General features: G+C 50.7%; 15 protein-coding genes. All 15 read right to left on the reverse strand.

The genetic code is table 11. The annotated features are described in order from the left end of the window. Nucleotides 1-11: 11 nt before the first annotated feature. The 15 genes from dnaE to tsf all read right to left on the reverse strand — a co-directional run bounded on the left by dnaE (nt 12) and on the right by tsf (nt 17,892). Nucleotides 12-3,494 carry a DNA polymerase III subunit alpha gene (dnaE, locus tag ACQZQY_RS21565; RefSeq protein WP_056781716.1) on the reverse strand — a complete coding sequence of 1,161 codons (3,483 nt, stop codon included), beginning with the start codon at nt 3,492-3,494 and terminating at the stop codon, nt 12-14. A gap of 73 nt (nt 3,495-3,567) precedes the next feature. After that, on the reverse strand, nt 3,568-4,164 hold the full coding sequence (gene rnhB, locus ACQZQY_RS21570) for a ribonuclease HII (protein ID WP_056781719.1): 597 nt from the start codon (nt 4,162-4,164) through the stop codon (nt 3,568-3,570). Further along, on the reverse strand, nt 4,161-5,309 hold the full coding sequence (gene lpxB / locus ACQZQY_RS21575; RefSeq protein ID WP_431296391.1) for a lipid-A-disaccharide synthase: 1,149 nt from the start codon (nt 5,307-5,309) through the stop codon (nt 4,161-4,163). Before lpxB ends, rnhB begins: the two co-directional genes overlap by 4 nt. 18 nt (nt 5,310-5,327) lie before the next feature. Further along, nucleotides 5,328-6,116, reverse strand: a complete 789-nt coding sequence (gene lpxA / locus ACQZQY_RS21580; RefSeq protein WP_431296392.1) for an acyl-ACP--UDP-N-acetylglucosamine O-acyltransferase — start codon at nt 6,114-6,116, stop codon at nt 5,328-5,330. Between the two features lie 3 nt (nt 6,117-6,119). Next, nucleotides 6,120-6,575: a 3-hydroxyacyl-ACP dehydratase FabZ gene (fabZ, locus tag ACQZQY_RS21585; RefSeq protein ID WP_034792780.1), complete on the reverse strand. Its 456-nt coding sequence runs from the start codon at nt 6,573-6,575 to the stop codon at nt 6,120-6,122. A gap of 146 nt (nt 6,576-6,721) precedes the next feature. Continuing rightward, a complete protein-coding gene (gene lpxD, locus ACQZQY_RS21590) occupies nt 6,722-7,744 on the reverse strand; it encodes a UDP-3-O-(3-hydroxymyristoyl)glucosamine N-acyltransferase (protein WP_056781726.1) in 1,023 nt (340 codons plus the stop codon). Between the two features lie 2 nt (nt 7,745-7,746). Next, nucleotides 7,747-8,244, reverse strand: coding sequence for a molecular chaperone Skp (gene skp, locus ACQZQY_RS21595; protein ID WP_056781728.1), 498 nt, complete (start codon nt 8,242-8,244; stop codon nt 7,747-7,749). Between the two features lie 153 nt (nt 8,245-8,397). Beyond that, complete coding sequence (bamA, locus tag ACQZQY_RS21600; RefSeq protein WP_056781730.1) at nt 8,398-10,818, reverse strand: outer membrane protein assembly factor BamA; 2,421 nt, start codon at nt 10,816-10,818, stop codon at nt 8,398-8,400. 36 nt (nt 10,819-10,854) lie between these two features. Then, nucleotides 10,855-12,210 (reverse strand): sigma E protease regulator RseP, encoded by a 1,356-nt coding sequence (gene rseP, locus ACQZQY_RS21605; RefSeq protein ID WP_122096990.1) that lies wholly within the window; start codon nt 12,208-12,210, stop codon nt 10,855-10,857. Between the two features lie 44 nt (nt 12,211-12,254). Continuing rightward, the gene (cdsA, locus tag ACQZQY_RS21610; RefSeq protein ID WP_431296393.1) at nt 12,255-13,103 is read right to left on the reverse strand and encodes a phosphatidate cytidylyltransferase; all 849 of its coding nucleotides are present in this window, start codon (nt 13,101-13,103) and stop codon (nt 12,255-12,257) included. 9 nt (nt 13,104-13,112) lie between these two features. After that, nucleotides 13,113-13,871 (reverse strand): (2E,6E)-farnesyl-diphosphate-specific ditrans,polycis-undecaprenyl-diphosphate synthase, encoded by a 759-nt coding sequence (gene ispU / locus ACQZQY_RS21615; protein ID WP_056781735.1) that lies wholly within the window; start codon nt 13,869-13,871, stop codon nt 13,113-13,115. Nucleotides 13,872-14,117: 246 nt separating this feature from the next. Next, nucleotides 14,118-15,314 (reverse strand): 1-deoxy-D-xylulose-5-phosphate reductoisomerase, encoded by a 1,197-nt coding sequence (ispC, locus tag ACQZQY_RS21620; RefSeq protein ID WP_136375485.1) that lies wholly within the window; start codon nt 15,312-15,314, stop codon nt 14,118-14,120. 162 nt (nt 15,315-15,476) lie between these two features. Further along, on the reverse strand, nt 15,477-16,034 hold the full coding sequence (frr, locus tag ACQZQY_RS21625; protein WP_056781740.1) for a ribosome recycling factor: 558 nt from the start codon (nt 16,032-16,034) through the stop codon (nt 15,477-15,479). Between the two features lie 106 nt (nt 16,035-16,140). Further along, nucleotides 16,141-16,872 carry a UMP kinase gene (gene pyrH / locus ACQZQY_RS21630; protein WP_056781743.1) on the reverse strand — a complete coding sequence of 244 codons (732 nt, stop codon included), beginning with the start codon at nt 16,870-16,872 and terminating at the stop codon, nt 16,141-16,143. Between the two features lie 168 nt (nt 16,873-17,040). Beyond that, nucleotides 17,041-17,892 (reverse strand): translation elongation factor Ts, encoded by an 852-nt coding sequence (gene tsf, locus ACQZQY_RS21635; RefSeq protein ID WP_056781746.1) that lies wholly within the window; start codon nt 17,890-17,892, stop codon nt 17,041-17,043. Nucleotides 17,893-18,026: the final 134 nt, after the last annotated feature.

Below are 18,026 nucleotides of genomic sequence, written 5' to 3' on the forward strand. Positions count from 1 at the left end.
GCATTCCTATTTTAGTCAAATTCCAGTTCCACCTGCTCACTACCGACCAGGCCTCGCAAATCCAGCAACAGTTTGTCCGTTGGCGTAACACGCCATGACGCCCCGAATCGAAGCCGGGCTCTTGCGTTTTCTCGTTGGTAATACAGATGCACTGGTATCGTCCCCGATCGATGAGGTTCCAACGATTGGCGGAGACGGTTCAAAAGCTGGTCATCAATTTGCCTGTCAGTCAGCGAGATAGCAAGACCGCGAGCATATTTTTCCCGTGCTTCACTGATGTCCATAATATCGCGGGCCATCATTTTAAGCCCGCCGCTGAAGTCATCAAAGCTGACCTGTCCTGTGGCGATAAGGATACGGTCTTTTTCCAACAAATGCTGGAATTTTTCCAACGCTTCGGTGAACAACATGACTTCCAGACGACCAGAGCGGTCGTCTAACGTACAGATCCCAATGCGATTACCGCGTTTGGTGACCATTACCCGTGCAGCGAGAACCAGTCCCACTGCAACCGTCATTTTACCCCGATCCGTCGGGTGCATATCTTTCAAACGCTGGCCGCCGCCATAACGTTCGATTTCTTTCAGATACTGGGTGATCGGATGGCCGGTCAGGTACAACCCCAGCGTTTCGCGTTCACCGTCCAGTACCGTTTGTTCCGGCCAGCGCATGACGTTGGCGTAGGATTTCTCCACCTGTTCCGGCGCTTCTGCCAGAACGCCGAACATATCTACCTGACCGATAGCTTCAGCTTTGGCGTGCTGATCGGCAGCTTTCAGGGCATCCGGCAAAGAGCTCATCAATGCGGCACGGTGCGGACCTAAACGGTCAAACGCACCGGACATGATCAGCTTTTCAAGAATACGTTTGTTGAGCTTTTTCACATCCGCGCGGGCGCACAGATCAAACAGCTCTTTGAAATAACCGCCCTCGTTACGCGCCTCAATAATGGCTTCAATCGGGCCTTCACCTACGCCTTTGATCGCGCCGATGCCGTAAACGATTTCACCTTCTTCATTCACGTGGAAGTGATACTGACCGCTGTTGATATCCGGTGGCAGAATTTTCAGCCCCATTCGCCAGCATTCATCTACCAGGCCAACCACTTTCTCGGTGTTATCCATATCGGCAGTCATCACCGCTGCCATAAATTCAGCAGGATAATGCGCTTTCAGCCACAGCGTCTGGTAAGACACCAGAGCATAAGCGGCGGAGTGGGACTTGTTGAACCCATAACCGGCGAATTTCTCTACCAGATCGAAGATTTTAATCGCCAGTTCGCCATCGATACCGCGCGCTTTGGCACCATCTTCAAAACCGCCGCGCTGTTTTGCCATCTCGACCGGGTTTTTCTTACCCATCGCACGACGCAACATGTCCGCACCGCCCAGCGAATAGCCCGCCAGAACCTGCGCAATCTGCATGACCTGTTCCTGATACAAGATGATGCCGTACGTCGGCTCCAGTACCGGTTTCAGAGATTCGTGCTGCCATTGGATATCCGGATAGGACAACTCTTCGCGACCGTGTTTACGGTCAATAAAGTTATCTACCATGCCGGACTGCAACGGCCCCGGACGGAACAATGCCACCAGCGCGATCATATCTTCGAAGCTGTCGGGTTTCAGGCGTTTGATCAAATCTTTCATGCCGCGGGATTCAAGCTGGAAAACCGCGGTGGTTTCCGATCGCTGCAGCATGTCGAAACTTTTCTTGTCATCCAGCGGGATCGCGGCGATATCCAGCGGGGGTTCGCCCGCTTTTGCACGACGGGCGTTAATCATGCCCAGCGCCCAGTCGATGATGGTGAGCGTACGCAATCCGAGGAAGTCGAACTTCACCAGACCGGCATATTCCACGTCGTTTTTGTCGAACTGCGTCACCGGGTGATTACCTTCAGCATCGCAATATAACGGCGCAAAATCGGTAATCTTGGTCGGCGCTATCACGACACCGCCTGCGTGTTTACCGGCGTTACGGGTGACGCCTTCAAGCTGGCGCGCCATATCGATCAGAGACTTAACTTCTTCATCCGCTTCGTAAATTTCCGGTAATTGCGGTTCTGCGGCAAAGGCTTTTTCCAGCGTCATGCCGGGATCAGGCGGGACCAGTTTGGAAATACGATCAACAAATCCGTAAGGGTGGCCTAGTACGCGGCCTACGTCGCGAATAACGGCTTTGGCAGCCATCGTACCGAAAGTGATAATCTGAGAAACCGCTTCGCGGCCATACATTTCAGCCACATGGTCGATGACCTGATCACGTTTTTCCATGCAAAAATCGACGTCAAAATCGGGCATGGAAACACGTTCAGGGTTAAGAAAACGTTCGAAAAGCAGATCGAATTCAAGCGGATCCAGATCGGTAATTTTGAGCGCATAGGCCACCAGTGAACCGGCACCGGAACCACGGCCAGGGCCTACCGGTACGTCGTTATCCTTCGACCACTGAATGAACTCCATTACGATCAGGAAGTAACCGGGAAAGCCCATCTGGTTGATAACTTTGAGCTCGATATCCAGACGTTCATCATATTCAGGGCGTCGTTGCGCGCGCACGTCGGGATCCGGAAACAGAAACTCAAGACGTTCTTCCAGCCCGATTTTAGATCTATCGACCAGAAAATCTTCGGTCGTCATCTCTCCGGTCGGAAACTGCGGCAGGAAGTATTCGCCAAGACGAATGGTGACGTTACAACGTTTAGCAATCTCAACGCTGTTTTGCAGAGCTTCCGGGATATCTTCAAACAACTCGCACATTTCATCTTCACTGCGCATGTATTGCTGTGCAGTGTAATTGCGCGGACGCTTGGGATCGTCGAGTGTAAAACCGTCGTGAATAGCCACGCGGATCTCGTGGGCGTCAAAATCCGATGCCACCATGAAACGTACGTCGTTCGTTGCCACCACCGGTAAACCGCGTTCAGTTGCCAGCGCGACGGCAGCGTGCAGGTAGTTTTCTTCTTCAGCCCGGCCGGTACGGATCAGTTCGAGGTAGTAGCGGTCGGGAAAATATTGCTGATAAAAATCCAGACACAGCTCGACTTGTAAATCGTTACCTCGCATCAGGAATTTACCGACATCTCCCATTTTCGCGCCGGAAATAAGGATCAACCCCTCATTCAGTTCTGCCAGCCACTCGCGATCAACAATCGGCCCCGCCGCGCCATAGCCACGCTGATAGGCGCGGGAAATCAACAGCGTGAGGTTCTGATATCCCTGATTGTTCATTGCCAGAACGGTCAGCTGCGCCAGTTCATCGCCAAGGATCTCGCTTTGAATGTTCAGATCGGCACCGATGATCGGTTTCACGCCAGCACCGTGCGCGGCACCGTAGAATTTGACCAGGCCGCACAGGTTGGTGAAGTCAGTGATCCCCAGAGCAGGCATACCGAGTGACGCTGCGCATTTCACCAGCGGACCCACTTTCGCGAGGCCATCCACCATGGAATAGTCGCTATGTACACGCAGATGAATAAAACGAGGTTCGGCCATATCCAGAGTCCAGAAATGAGTGAGTGTAGAGTGTGTATTTCCCGCTAAGGCAGGAAAGGAACAAGATGACGCGTTACGCCAATCCGAGTGCGCGCTTCACCGGGGCGAAGCTGCGACGGTGATGCGCAGTCGCACCAAGCCGGGCAAGGCTTTCGAGATGCACCGGCGTTGGATAGCCTTTGTGTTTCGCAAAACCATATTCAGGGAACTGAAGATCCAGTTCAACCATTTCGCGATCGCGGGTGACCTTAGCCAGGATAGATGCAGCACTGATTTCGGCCACTTTGCTGTCCCCTTTCACCACGGCCTGAGAGGCCATCGGAAGAACCGGACAGCGGTTACCATCAATCAATACCATGTCGGGCGTGATAGCCAACCCGGCAACGGCTCTTTGCATCGCCAGCATAGTGGCGTGCAGAATATTGATTTCATCGATTTCATGCGGTTCAGCGCGGCCAAGACTCCAGGCAAGCGCCTTTTCTTTAATTTCGATATACAGCGCTTCGCGCCGTTTTTCACTGAGTTTTTTTGAATCAGCCAGGCCCTTGATGGGGTTAGCCGGATCGAGAATAACCGCTGCAGTCACCACGGCGCCCACTAACGGGCCGCGCCCGACTTCATCCACACCGGCGATACACACGGCCTGTGGATAGATAAAGATGTCACTCATCGGCGTGCCAGCTCCATCACAGCCTGAGCAGCTTGCTCATCGGCATCCCGGCGAATGCTTTCATGCAATTCCAGGAAGGTACTCTGCAATTCATGACTTTTCTCACCACCGGCCAGCAACGGCAATAACGCAGCGGAAAGTTTGTCCGGAACGCATTCGGTTTGCAGCAACTCGGTGACGATTTCCCGTCTTGCAAGCAAGTTTGGCAAGGAAACGTACGGCGTTTTTACCAGGCGTTCAGCGAGCCAGAAGGTGAAGGGCTTCATGCGATAGCCGACAACCATCGGACATTTCGCCAGCATACATTCCAGCGCAGCCGTTCCCGAAGCCAGCAATGCTGCATCGCTGGCAATCATGGCCTCGCGACCTTTGCCGTCCAGCAAATGCGCGGGAAGATCTGGCGCAATCTCCGCTTTGATACGTTCAAACTGCTCGCGACGTTTTGCATTCACCAGCGGCACAACAATGTGGAGATCCGGGTAAGTCTGTCGCAATTGCAGTGCTGTTTTCAGGAAATCAGCACTGAGCATTTCAACTTCCGCATGACGACTTCCAGGCAGTAACGCCAGACAATGCACATCATCAGGGATCCCCAAAGACAGTCGCGCAGCCTGTTTGTCAGGATGCAGCGGCATGGCATCAGCCATCGTGTGACCGATGAAACGGCAGGGAACGTTGAATTTGTCATAAAACGCTTTTTCGAAAGGCAGAAACGCCAGGACTAAATCGGTGGCTTTTCCTATTTTGAAAACGCGTTTTTGTCGCCAGGCCCAGACAGACGGGCTGACGTAATGGATCGTGCGGATACCGCGTTGTTTCAGACGCCCTTCAAGCGTGATGTTAAAATCAGGGGCATCAATGCCCACGAAGACATCCGGCTTAAGTTCGCTGAAACGTTGGGTCAAATCTTTGCGGATTTTCAACAGGCGTGGCAGACGCTCTAACACTTCCACCACGCCCATTACCGCCAGTTCTTCCATTTCGTACCAGGCTTCACACCCTTCCGCCTGCATCAGCGGACCTGCGACCCCGACAAAGCGGGCATCCGGATGGTGCTTTTTCAGGGCTCGAATCAGCCCGGCGCCAAGAATGTCACCGGACGTTTCACCGGCCACCAGGCCAATTGTAAGAACAGGCTTTTGCATTGTTTTCCGTAGGGCAGATCAGCGGATTATGCCGCGCGTTGAACGGCTGAAGAAATCACTGAAAGGTTTAGCTTTCGGGAATTCAGCCGCAATCGCAGCGATTTCCGGCTGAGCTTCTTCCAGAGTTTTGCCACTGCGATACAGTAATTTATAGGCATTACGAATAGCGTGCAGGTCTGCTTTCTCAAAACCACGTCGCTTAAGCCCTTCGATATTAATACCAAAAGGTGTCGCGTGGTTACCCTGCGCAATCACGAACGGAGGCACATCCTGGGCTACGCCAGAGCATCCGCCAACCATGACGTGCGCACCGATGATGCAGAATTGATGCACTGCGGTCATACCGCCAATGATAGCGAAATCGTCGATCTCTACGTGACCGCCAAGCGTCGCATTATTCGCCAGAATACAGCGATTACCAATGACGCAATCGTGGGCAATATGCGCATTCACCATCAACAGGTTATCGCTACCCACTTTTGTCAGACTACCGCCCTGAACGGTTCCACGATGAATGGTCACGCTCTCACGAATATTGTTGCGATCGCCGACCTCAACGCGTGTTGGTTCACCTGCATATTTCAGATCCTGGTTAATTTCACCAATGGAAACGAACTGGAAAATGCGGTTATCGCGACCAATTTTGGTCACGCCATTAAGAACTACGTGTGATTTAAGCTCAGTACCTTCGCCGATCTCCACCAGGGAACCGACATAACAGAAAGGACCGATATGAACACCAGCACCGATAACGGCACCTTCTTCAACAATAGCGCTTGGATGTATAAAGGCGGTTTTGTCTATCATGTATTAAGACTCCCGGCGACGGGCGCACATCATTGATGCCTCGCAAGCAATCTCACCATCTACTTTCGCGACACCTTTAAAACGAGCAACACCACGACGCTCTTTAATGAATTCAACTTCCAGAATCATCTGGTCACCCGGCAACACCGGACGTTTGAAGCGTGCATCATCAATTGCTGCAAAATAATACAGTTCGCCCGGTTCCAGTTTTCCAACGCTTTTAAACGCAAGAATACCGGTAGCCTGTGCCATGGCTTCCAGAATCAGTACACCTGGAAAAATCGGCTTGCCTGGGAAGTGCCCCTGGAAAAACGGTTCATTAAAGGAAACGTTTTTCACTGCGCGCAAAAATTTCCCTTTTTCAAAATCCAACACGCGGTCAACCAACAAGAACGGGTAACGGTGTGGCAGTAAATCCAGTATCTCTTCAATACGCAGAGTATGAGTGTCAGTAGTCAAAATACTCTTCCTGTCTATAAAAACTGATGGCATCAAAAACACGGCCTGCCAGACCCCAAAAAAAGGTCATCAGGCAGGCCGCAAATAGGAACGAATGCCGCAGGTTCACTCACTGAGTGAACACAAAGCAGCACCGTAAATGGTAATTAGTCTTTTTCGATTTTACGCTCGACAGCTTTCAAGCGCTTATTCATCTCGTCAATATTCATTACCAGTGCAGCCGTCTTACGCCAAACTTTATTCGGTTGTAACGGAATACCGGAGGAGTATACCCCAGGTTCAGTGATTGGTCGCATTACCATTCCCATTCCTGTCACAACGGCCTGGTCACAAATCTCCATGTGACCATTGATAACACTGGCTCCGCCAATCTGGCAGTAACGACCAATTTTCAGACTACCGGCCATAATCACACCGCCGGCCACGGCCGTATTGTCTCCAATCACGACGTTGTGTGCAATCTGACATTGGTTATCAATGATGACACCGTTGCTGATAATCGTATCATCAAGCGCACCGCGGTCGATGGTGGTACAGGCACCAATCTCAACACGATCGCCGATAATCACGGTGCCAAGTTGTGGGATTTTAATCCAGTTGCCGCGTTCATTCGCGTAACCAAATCCGTCCGCACCGATGACAGTGCCAGACTGAATCAGGCACTGCTCACCAATTTCAACGCGGTGATAAATAGAAACATTGGCCCAGATCCGGGTTCCTGCGCCTATTTTAGCTTCTTTACCGATAAAGCAGCCCGCGCCGACGATAACGTTATCGCCCAACACTACGCCAGATTCGATGACTGCATTTGCGCCAACCGAGACATTCTTACCTAAAGAAGCACTGTCAGAAATTACCGCGCTCGCAGCAATATCCTGTGCCGGTGCCGGGGTGGTATCCAGCAGTTGCGCCATACGCGCATAGGTCAGGTAAGGGTTTTTAACCACTAATGCCGCTGTAGGGCAAAATGGCAGATCCGCTTCCGTCAACACTACGGCACCTGCTTTGCAGGAAGCCAACTGTTCACGGTAGCGGCTGTTTGATAAAAACGTGATTTGCTCAGAGTGTGCGGAATGCATTGAAGCAACGCCGGTGATGGCAATTTCGCCATCACCGTGCAATTGTGCATCCAACTGCTGTGCGAGATCAGCCAGTCGAATTGAAGACATGTTTATTTAACCTGTTTCAGCACATCAGCAGTAATATCTTTGTCATTGCTTGCATACGCGATTGCGTTTGCATCGATAACAACATCATAACCTTCTTTGCTTGCAACAGATTTCACAGCATCCTGGATACGGCTAAGGATTTTGTTTCGCTCTTCGCCCTGACGACGACGGTTGTCTTGCTCGAACTGCTGCGCTTTAGCGGAGAACGCTTCACGCTGAGCCATCACGTCTTTTTCAAGTTTAGAACGATCGCTGGCTTTCATGGTCGAGCCATCGCGTTGCAGACGTTGCATTTTAGTTTGCAGATCACGTTCCTGAGATTGCAAATCAGTTGCACGGCTTTTGAACTCGTTTTCGAGTTGTTTGGCCACAGCTTCACGTGCTGGCATCTGTTGGAAAATGCTAGCGACGTTAACGATAGCAATTTTGTCAGCAGCCTGAACGCTAGCTGAAGAAGCCATAACTAAACCGAGGCCTGCGGCATATAACCACTTTTTCACTATAAACTCCTTCCATCACCCGTTTGTGCCATCTGGCACAGTAAATTACACAAAACACCTGACGCAATAACAATACACGGGCCGAAACCCGTGTATCAAATTCAGCATCAGGTCATTGCGATTCTGCTGAATAAGCGCTTTTCAGACAGAGAGTTACCAGGTTTTGCCGATATTAAACTGGAACTGCTCTGCTTTGTCGCCTTCGTATTTCTTAACAGGCTGTGCGTATGAGAAGACCAATGGCCCCAGAGGAGACATCCACTGCAACGCAAGACCGGAAGAAACACGAATATTGCCTGGTTTGCTGTAATCAGGAACACCGGCAGCCATAGTCTGCGGAGTGTTTTCCCAACCTGTATCCCAGACAGTACCGCTATCCACGAACAGAGAAGTACGCAATGAGTTAGCGTATTTTTCGCTAACAAACGGAGTTGGAACAATCAGTTCGGCACTCAGTACTGCCATTGCATTACCACCCACCGCATCGTCCGAATTATCAATCGGACAACCGCTGTACGAGGTATTAGCTGTAGTACATTTGTAATAGGCTGCTTTTGGACCAATGGTGTTCGACTGGAAACCACGAACGCTGCTTGAACCACCGGCATAGAAGTTGTCGTAGAACGGCACTTCTTTACCACCAAGACCATCCGCATAACCTGCGCGAGCACGGCCCATCAGCACCCAATCACGATCCTGATTCAGCGGCATGTAGCTGGTTGAATCGAAGGTGATTTTATAATATTCGTTATCGGAACCTGGAACGGTAACTTTGCCGTTCAGGCTGGCTTTTGTCCCTGAAGTCGGGAAGTAGCCACGGTCGAGGTTGTTATAACCCCAGCCAAGGTTCACGAAGAAGTCATCAGCACTGAAATCGGCATCAGCATTATCGCTGGTGGTGACCGCAGGTTTCAGGCCCACAGAGTTCAGATAACGGAACATGGCGATCTGTGGTTCCATATTGGACAGATCGTTGTGTACGTAATCCAGACCCAGACGCAATGAGTTGTTCTCATTGATTGGGAAACCAAGGTTACCGCCAATACCATAACTTCTGTTGGTATAGTCAGACAGATCCGCGTTATCCGCTTTAAAGTCGTTATAGAAGATACGACCACCCAGACTCACACCATCGACGGTGAAGTAAGGGTCAGTGATCGTGAATTCTGCGTAAGTCTGATAATCATTTTTGGTACCGCTGATGCCTACGGAGTTACCCGTACCCAGCCAGTTGTCCTGCTGGACACCAACCTGGAAGCTGACACCACTTTCTGTACCGTAGCCCACACCAAAGTTGAAAGTACCGGTGTTACGTTCTTTCACTTTATAGACCACATCAACCTGATCCGGAGTACCCGGTACACGTTGCGTATCCACATCCACGGTTTCGAAGTAACCCAGACGGTTCAGACGTTCTTTACCTTTGTCGACCAGATCGTTGCCTAACCAGGCACCTTCCATCTGACGCATTTCACGGCGCAGTACGCTGTCTTTACTGGTGTCATTGCCTTCAAAACGGATATGACGCACGTAGAAACGGTTACCTGCATCAACGTTGATATGCAGTTTAACGGTCTTATCGGCATCATTGATTTCTGGCTGTGTATTCACCCGTGGGTAGGCATAGCCGTAACGACCCAACATCTGCTTGATGTCGTTTTCCATCTTGGTGACTTTAGCGCCGTTATACAGCTCGCCTTTATCAATTTTAGTCAGGCTTTGCACTTCTGCTGAGTGACCGGCCATGCTGCCAGTCACTTCAACGCCAGAAAGTTTATATTGCTCGCCTTCTGTAATGTTCAGCGTGATGTAAATGCCTTTCTTGTCCGGCGTCAGGCTGACCTGAGTCGAATCAATGTTGAAACGGGCATAGCCGCGATCCAGATAGAAGCTGCGCAGGGTTTCAAGGTCACCCGCCAGTTTCTGTTTCTGATATTTACGATCGCCTACCACGTTCCACCATGGCACTTCATCGCGAAGCTGGAAGTGTGAAATCAGTTCATCAGTACTGAAGGCATGGTTACCTACGATGTTGATCTGCTGAATTTTGGCAGAAACACCTTCGGTAAAGACCAGTTTCAGATCGACACGGTTACGGGGCAAAGGGGTAACAACCGCTTTTACCGACGCACTGTATTTACCGACGCTGTAATAGAAGTCTTCCAGACCTTTCTCGATGCTGCTGATTGTTGTACGGTCAAGCGCTTCGCCAACACGGACGCCAGAGGCCTCCAGGTTTTGTTTCAGCATGTCATCTTTAACCGATTTGTTACCGGAGAAAGTGATGCTGGCAATAGTTGGACGTTCTTTAACCTGAACAATCAGAGAATCGCCATCGCGCAGGACGCGAACGTCCTCAAAGTTGCCAGTGGCAAACAATGCACGAATGGTATTACTGATGTCATCGTCAGTAACCGTATCACCGACGCGAACCGGCATATTGAGTAACGCCGCACCGACGGCAACTCGCTGCAGGCCTTCGAAATGAATATCTTTCACTACGAAACCGTCTGCACCGTATACGGTGGCGCTGCCAAACAGCAGCGACGCTATGAGCAACTTTTTGATCGCCATCGTTGTTATGCGTTCTTCCTAACCTAATCTCCAGCCTTAAAGACGGGAGAAATCATTGAAAAGTGCAAGCCCCATAACCAGGAACAGCAATACTGCACCGACCTGATAGCTGAAGTTTTGAACTCGCTCGGAAACTGGACCACCTTTTAGTTTTTCTATTGCCAGAAAAACCAAGTGTCCACCATCTAATATCGGTAATGGGAACAGGTTTACGATACCGAGATTGACGCTGATAAGCGCCAAAAACGTCAGGTACGACACTAAACCATACTCCGCTGACATCCCTGCGCCCTGTGCTATAGAGATTGGGCCGCTCAGATTGTTCAGCTTTACATCACCGGTAAACAACTTGCCCAGCATGTTTACCGTCAGCTTCATCAGTTGCCAGGTTTTTGCACCGGCCTCATAAAAAGCGACAAACGGACCATATTGGCGAACTGTTTTGTACTCTTCAGGTAAGGGTATGACTTTGGGAACCACCCCAGCAAAACCTTGTACGATACCTTTACCTACTGTCCGACTTTCCGGTGTCAGGGTTAACTCAAGAGTCTCACCATTACGCTCAATGTTCAGCGCCATAGGCTTGCCCGGATTATCGCGCACCTGCAACGTAAAATTACGCCAGCCCGACAAAACCTGACCGTCAACTTTAACGATCCGATCGCCCGCTTGCAAACCTGCTTTTTGAGCAGCAGAACCCGCTTGTACTTCAGCTAAAACGGGCTCCACCTGTGGACCACGCGGAATGATACCCAACGCAACCACAGGATCTTGCGTTTCAGGATCAAATGTCCATTCACGCAAATCGACGACTTTTTCAATTACCGTTGATGAACCTAACTCAGCGACCCCGAGCGTCATTTGGCTACTGCCAATTTCACCCATCAACGACAAACGAATTGAATCCCAATCAGGCGTTTCGATACCGCCAATAGACTTTAGTTCCATACCGGGTAAAACTTTGGCTTGCGCAGCAATAGATTGCGGCGTGATTTCAGCCACAACCGGGCGTACCGAGGGAACGCCAATAACGAAGATGACCCAGTAGGCGAAAACAGCAAAAATAAAGTTGGCAATCGGGCCCGCGCTAATAATAGCAGCACGCTGCCACACCGTCTTGCTGTTGAAAGTAAGATGCTTAAGCTCAGGTGGAACCGTCTCCAGACGCTCATCGAGCATTTTGACGTATCCACCGAGGGGGATGATAGCAAGCACATATTCGGTTCCACGGCGATCGGTGCGGCGCCACAGTGCGCGACCAAAACCGACAGAGAAGCGCTCAACACGCACCCCGCAGCGACGAGCAACCCAGAAATGGCCGAACTCGTGCACGGTGATAAGCACCCCCAATGCAACGATAAAGGCGGCCAGGCTCCAGAGTATGTTCATCATATGTCCAACTATTCCTTAGAAAACTTCACCGTCTCAGCGACGGATTAATACACTAACAGCATCAGACAGGCAAATACAGGAACGGCGGCAGTCAGGCTGTCGATGCGATCCAATATTCCACCGTGCCCGGGAATCATATGACCACTGTCTTTGATTCCAGCTTCGCGTTTGAACATGCTCTCCGTCAGGTCGCCGAGTACAGAAGCCAGCGCAGCGACTACGGAACAAATAAGTAATACAGACGGCTGAACGCTCAACGGCGCATAACGACCAAACAACCAGGCAATCAGAGCACACGTCAGCAGTCCGCCGAAGAAACCTTCCCAGGTTTTTCCGGGAGAAACTTTAGGCGCCAGTTTGTGTTTACCGAACAACTTCCCAAACAGGTAAGCCCCGGAATCTGCGCCCCAGACGAGTAGCATCACATATAACAGCCACCAGGCGCCAGTGTGCGGATTCTCTGCATAGCCATACTGGCGCAGCGCAACCATGCCCCAGAAGAACGGCACAATCGTCAGAACACCGAACAAAACACGCAGCACGCGTGAATTACGCCAGAATGCGGCGGACGCAGGATAACCGACGACTAACACCAGAGCGACACACCACCAGGCAAGCGCAGCCCATAACGATCCACTCACCTGCGGCAGTTGCACGCTGTGATGATAGGCCGGAATGTTCAGTAGCATGACTGCCAGCAGAAAACCACACAGGATAGCCAGCCAGATCCGCTGATTACGCGTTCCCAGACCCGCTAATTGCCCCCACTCCCACGCCGCCAACATGCACACGACCAGCGTGACAATGGCAAAACCTACCGGTGGTAACAAAAAGAGTGCTGCAATAACAATCGGTATTAAAATCAGAGCTGTGATAATGCGATACTTCAGCAAATGTTCTCCCTAGGACGCATTGGCGCCGATAGGTGTAGTCCCTCCAAAGCGGCGCTCGCGTTGTGCAAAAGCATTGAGCGCATCTTCAAAGGTATTTTCATCAAAATCAGGCCAGAGGACATCCGTAAAGTAAAACTCCGCATAGGCAATTTGCCACAGCAAGAAGTTACTGATTCGATGTTCCCCACCGGTTCTGATCACCAAATCGACTGGTGCCAGTTCGCTCATACAGACGGCTGAATCCAGCATGTCTTCTGTTATTTGCTCTGCCCGCAGCGCACCGGCTTCAACCTGACCTGCCAGTGCCTTAACGCCCTGAATAATATCCCATCGTCCACCATAGTTCGCAGCGATGTTTAGCGTAAGACCGTCGTTATTTTGTGTAAGTGTTTCTGAACGACGAATGCGTTCCTGCAGACGAGCACTAAAGCGACTGACATCGCCAATAATCCGCAACCTGACATTGTGTTTATGCAGGCTTTTAACTTCACTGTCGAGTGCACGAACAAACAGTTCCATTAACGCGGCGACTTCCTGAGCCGGGCGATTCCAGTTTTCACTACTAAAGGCATAAAGCGTAAGAGCATCTAAATGATGGTTGGCAGCAAAACTCACGGCTTTACGCACTGATTTTACGCCCGCTTTATGACCAAAGACCCTCATTTTACCCTGACGTTTTGCCCAACGACCGTTGCCGTCCATAATAATGGCAACATGGCGCGGCTGAGCGCAAGACGTATCAGACATCTGTTGATTTTCGAGGGACATAACGCGTACTCATTTCCTTTTATCAGAACACGACGGCTTTTTAGCTGGCGTTGTACATCAAACGCTGGCGCTGTAACACGCGCAAAAAAGCCGTGTCTCCCTTGCGGGCACGGCTACACTGACAGCTTACCGATTCCACTTACGGGATCCAGACACTAAAAAACCTGAATCCACTGTCAGCGTGGCGCAGACTATACCATTTCAATGTGATGCTAACAAACTGCTGCATAAGCACTAAAATTAGCGTCAGACCGCAAATGTGCGAAGTTTCTGCCTGGCTAAAGCCCGCGATTGCCTGTCGATATCCAGAACTTCATCCACCGAGCCCGGCTCAGCACTTACCAGCTGTTCCATGACATCCCGGTTGACCGATGCAATATCAGTGAAACGGATCTCGCCGTTTAGGAATGCAGCAACAGAAATTTCATTGGCGGCGTTCAACGCAGTTGTCGCTGCCTGCCCGGTATTACTGGCTTCGATAGCCAGTTGCAGACAAGGGTAGCGTGTATAATCCGGCTCAGTGAAGGTCAGTGCCCCCATCTTGCAGAAATCCAACGCTTCCACTCCTGCAGCAACCCGTCGAGGATAAGCCATCGCATGTGCGATAGGCGTGCGCATATCCGGAGAGCCCAGTTGTGCCAGCACACTGCCATCGCGATAACGCACCATCGAGTGGATGACCGATTGAGGATGGATGATCACTTCCATCTCCGCAGCCGACGCATTAAACAGCCAACGGGCCTCGATGTACTCCAGCCCCTTATTCATCATGGTGGCGGAGTCGACTGAAATTTTGCGCCCCATAGACCAGTTCGGATGCGCACAGGCCTGATCCGGCGTCACATCATTAAATTGGTTCAAAGGTAGCTCACGGAACGGTCCACCTGACCCCGTCAGAATAATGCGGGAAATGCCGTTTTCTTCGAGTGAAGCATAGCCAAGTTGCTGTTGCACAGCTTCAGGCAAACTTTGGAAAATCGCGTTATGTTCACTGTCGATAGGAAGGAGTTGAGACTGGCTCTGCCGGACGGCATCCATGAAAATACGACCACAGGTGACCAGCGACTCTTTGTTCGCCAGAAGGACCTGCTTACCGGCACGCACTGCGGCGAGCGTCGGTAAAAGCCCTGCAGCTCCGACAATGGCTGACATGACCTGATCAACATCATCCAGCGCAGCCAGTTCGATTGCCGCCTTTTCGCCAGAAAGCACTTCAGTGGTGACGCCCTGTTCAGTCAGGATGTTGCGCAGTGCGCGGGCTGACGGTTCATCGGCCATTGACGCATAGGCTGGACGAAACTCCAGACATTGCTGCGCCATCACGTCCACATTACATCCTGCCACCAGGGCTTTCACCGCAAAGGCGTCGGGATTAGACCGGACAACGGAAAGCGTGCTGGTGCCGACAGAACCTGTCGAACCAAGAATAGTCATTTGTTTCATGAAAATGCCCGGGATAACGCCATTAATTCAGAATAGTGCACAGTCTGAAACCTCTTATCCGGCTTGTCCATGAGATTGTGGAAACAGATAAAAGATCTGAGGCCTGTAAAAAATAAAGCGCCGCATTTGCGACGCTTTATCGGAGAAAACGAGCGAGTCTGATTAGAACTCCATCAACTCGGTTTCTTTCTCACTCAACGCAACGTCGATTTTCTTGATGAAGATATCAGTCAGTTTCTGGATATCGTCCTGAGAACGACGATCTTCATCCTCACTGATTTCTTTATCTTTCAGAAGCGCTTTGGTTTTGTCGTTAGCGTCACGGCGGACGTTACGCACAGAAACACGGCCCTGCTCTGCTTCACCACGCACGACTTTGATCAGGTCTTTACGACGCTCTTCGGTCAGTGCTGGCAATGGAACGCGGATAGTCGCGCCCGCAGAAGAAGGGTTCAGACCCAAATCAGATGTCATGATCGCCTTTTCAACAGCAGCGCTGATAGAACGGTCAAAGACGGAGATAGCAAGGGTACGGGAATCTTCAACCGTTACCTGAGCCAACTGGCGCAGTGGCGTTGCAGAACCGTAGTATTCGACCATGATGCCGTCAAGAATACCCGGAGAAGCGCGACCGGTACGAATTTTGCTGATATGGGTTTTGAATGCTTCTACGCATTTGTCCATACGAATTTCAGCGTCTTTTTTGATGTCGTTAATCACGATGTGAACCCTTGAGAGCTGGTTACCTGGCAGACCATACTCAGTATAGTCCGTGAATACTTATGCCAGCACAGGCTGGCTGAACACAATGTTCAATGGCGAAGGATCACTCAGCGTTAGAAATCAGCGTCCCTTCATTTTCACCCATCACCACGCGGCGCAGTGCGCCAGGTTTGTTCATGTTGAATACACGAATTGGCAGATTGTGATCGCGGGCTAACGTAAACGCCGCCAGATCCATCACTTTCAATTCCTGCTCCAGCACTTCCTGATAGGTCAATGTCTCATACAGCGTTGCTTCCGGGTTTTTGACCGGATCAGCAGAATATACGCCGTCGACTTTGGTGGCTTTTAATACCACATCGGCTTCGATTTCGATACCACGCAGGCACGCTGCAGAATCGGTGGTAAAGAATGGATTGCCTGTCCCCGCGGAGAAAATCACCACGCGGTTATGACGCAGCAGGCTGATGGCTTCAGCCCAGCTGTAATTATCACAAACACCGTTCAAAGGAATTGCAGACATCAGACGCGCGTTAACATAAGCACGGTGTAATGCATCACGCATTGCCAGGCCGTTCATGACAGTCGCCAGCATACCCATATGGTCGCCTACAACACGGTTCATGCCCGCCTGCGCCAGACCCGCGCCACGGAATAAGTTACCGCCGCCGATCACAACGCCTACCTGAATGCCGAGTTCGACCAGCTCTTTCACTTCCTGAGCCATACGATCTAATACACTCGCGTCGATACCAAAACCTTCACTGCCCTGCAGGGCTTCGCCACTGAGTTTGAGCAGGATACGCTGATAAACGGGTTTCGCATTGGTAGCCATGGTGTCTGTCCTAGAAGCAATGTGTCTTAATGAGAATTCAATCTTTACATCATAGCGTTGTTACCGGATGTTCTACAGTACATCGCACAATGTCATTGGAATTTGGGGCTGGATAAAACGGAACCGCCAACATGCAGCGGTTCCGTTTTATTGTGCATCAGGTACTGATTAAGACTGTTTGGTCATCGCTGCAACTTCAGCAGCAAAGTCAGTCTCAACTTTCTCAATGCCTTCACCCACTTCGAAGCGGATGAAGTTGATAACGTCGGCGTTATGCTCTTTCAGCATCTGACCAACAGTTTTGCTTGGGTCGATAACGAAAGGCTGGCCAGTCAGAGAAACTTCGCCGGTGAATTTCTTCATGCGGCCTTCAACCATTTTCTCTGCGATTTCTTTTGGCTTGCCAGACTGCATCGCGATGTCCAGCTGAACCTGGTACTCTTTTTCTACCACTTCAGCAGACACGTCTTCTGGTTTAACGAATTCTGGTTTGCTTGCTGCAACGTGCATAGCCAGCTGTTTAACCAGATCTTCGTCAGCGCCTTTAGCAGAAACCAGAACACCGATACGAGCACCGTGCAGGTAGCTACCCAACACATCGCCTTCCAGAGAAGAAACGCGACGAATGTTGATGTTCTCACCGATTTTAGCAACCAGCTGAATACGCTCTTCTTCGAACTGTGTTTTCAACACTTCAACGTCAGTGATTTTGCCTGCAACAGCAGCATCCAACACTTTGTCAGCAAATGCCTGGAAACCGGCATCTTTAGCAACGAAGTCAGTCTGGCAGTTAACTTCCAGAATCACACCGTAGTTGCCTTCGATTTTGGTTTTGATCACGCCGTCAGCAGCTACGTTGCCTGCTTTTTTCGCCGCTTTGATCGCGCCAGATTTACGCATGTTTTCAATTGACAGCTCGATGTCGCCGTTAGCTTCAACCAGAGCTTTCTTACAATCCATCATGCCAGCGCCAGTACGTTCGCGCAGTTCTTTTACCAGGGCAGCGGTAATATCAGCCATTGTATTTTCCTCGATTATCTCAGTGCAAAAAGGCTTTTTGCGGTGAGATATTTCTCGCATTTAAGATAAGCAAAGGGGGCCAATAAAGGCCCCCTAACCAACATATTTCAATACCTGGTTAATAAGGGCTCTGC

It is taken from the genome of Rahnella sp. PAMC25559, assembly GCF_050632365.1.
Taxonomy (GTDB): Bacteria; Pseudomonadota; Gammaproteobacteria; order Enterobacterales; family Enterobacteriaceae; genus Rahnella; species Rahnella rivi.

Bases quoted from the DNA above. Each gene is read 5' to 3' on its own strand.
- dnaE (WP_056781716.1), bottom strand. From the start codon at position 3,494: ATGGCCGAACCTCGTTTTATTCATCTGCGTGTACATAGCGACTATTCC.
- rnhB (WP_056781719.1), bottom strand. From the start codon at position 4,164: ATGAGTGACATCTTTATCTATCCACAGGCCGTGTGTATCGCCGGTGTG.
- lpxB (WP_431296391.1), bottom strand. From the start codon at position 5,309: ATGCAAAAGCCTGTTCTTACAATTGGCCTGGTGGCCGGTGAAACGTCC.
- lpxA (WP_431296392.1), bottom strand. From the start codon at position 6,116: ATGATAGACAAAACCGCCTTTATACATCCAAGCGCTATTGTTGAAGAA.
- lpxD (WP_056781726.1), bottom strand. From the start codon at position 7,744: ATGTCTTCAATTCGACTGGCTGATCTCGCACAGCAGTTGGATGCACAA.
- bamA (WP_056781730.1), bottom strand. From the start codon at position 10,818: ATGGCGATCAAAAAGTTGCTCATAGCGTCGCTGCTGTTTGGCAGCGCC.
- rseP (WP_122096990.1), bottom strand. From the start codon at position 12,210: ATGATGAACATACTCTGGAGCCTGGCCGCCTTTATCGTTGCATTGGGG.
- ispU (WP_056781735.1), bottom strand. From the start codon at position 13,871: ATGTCCCTCGAAAATCAACAGATGTCTGATACGTCTTGCGCTCAGCCG.
- ispC (WP_136375485.1), bottom strand. From the start codon at position 15,314: ATGAAACAAATGACTATTCTTGGTTCGACAGGTTCTGTCGGCACCAGC.
- pyrH (WP_056781743.1), bottom strand. From the start codon at position 16,872: ATGGCTACCAATGCGAAACCCGTTTATCAGCGTATCCTGCTCAAACTC.
- tsf (WP_056781746.1), bottom strand. From the start codon at position 17,892: ATGGCTGATATTACCGCTGCCCTGGTAAAAGAACTGCGCGAACGTACT.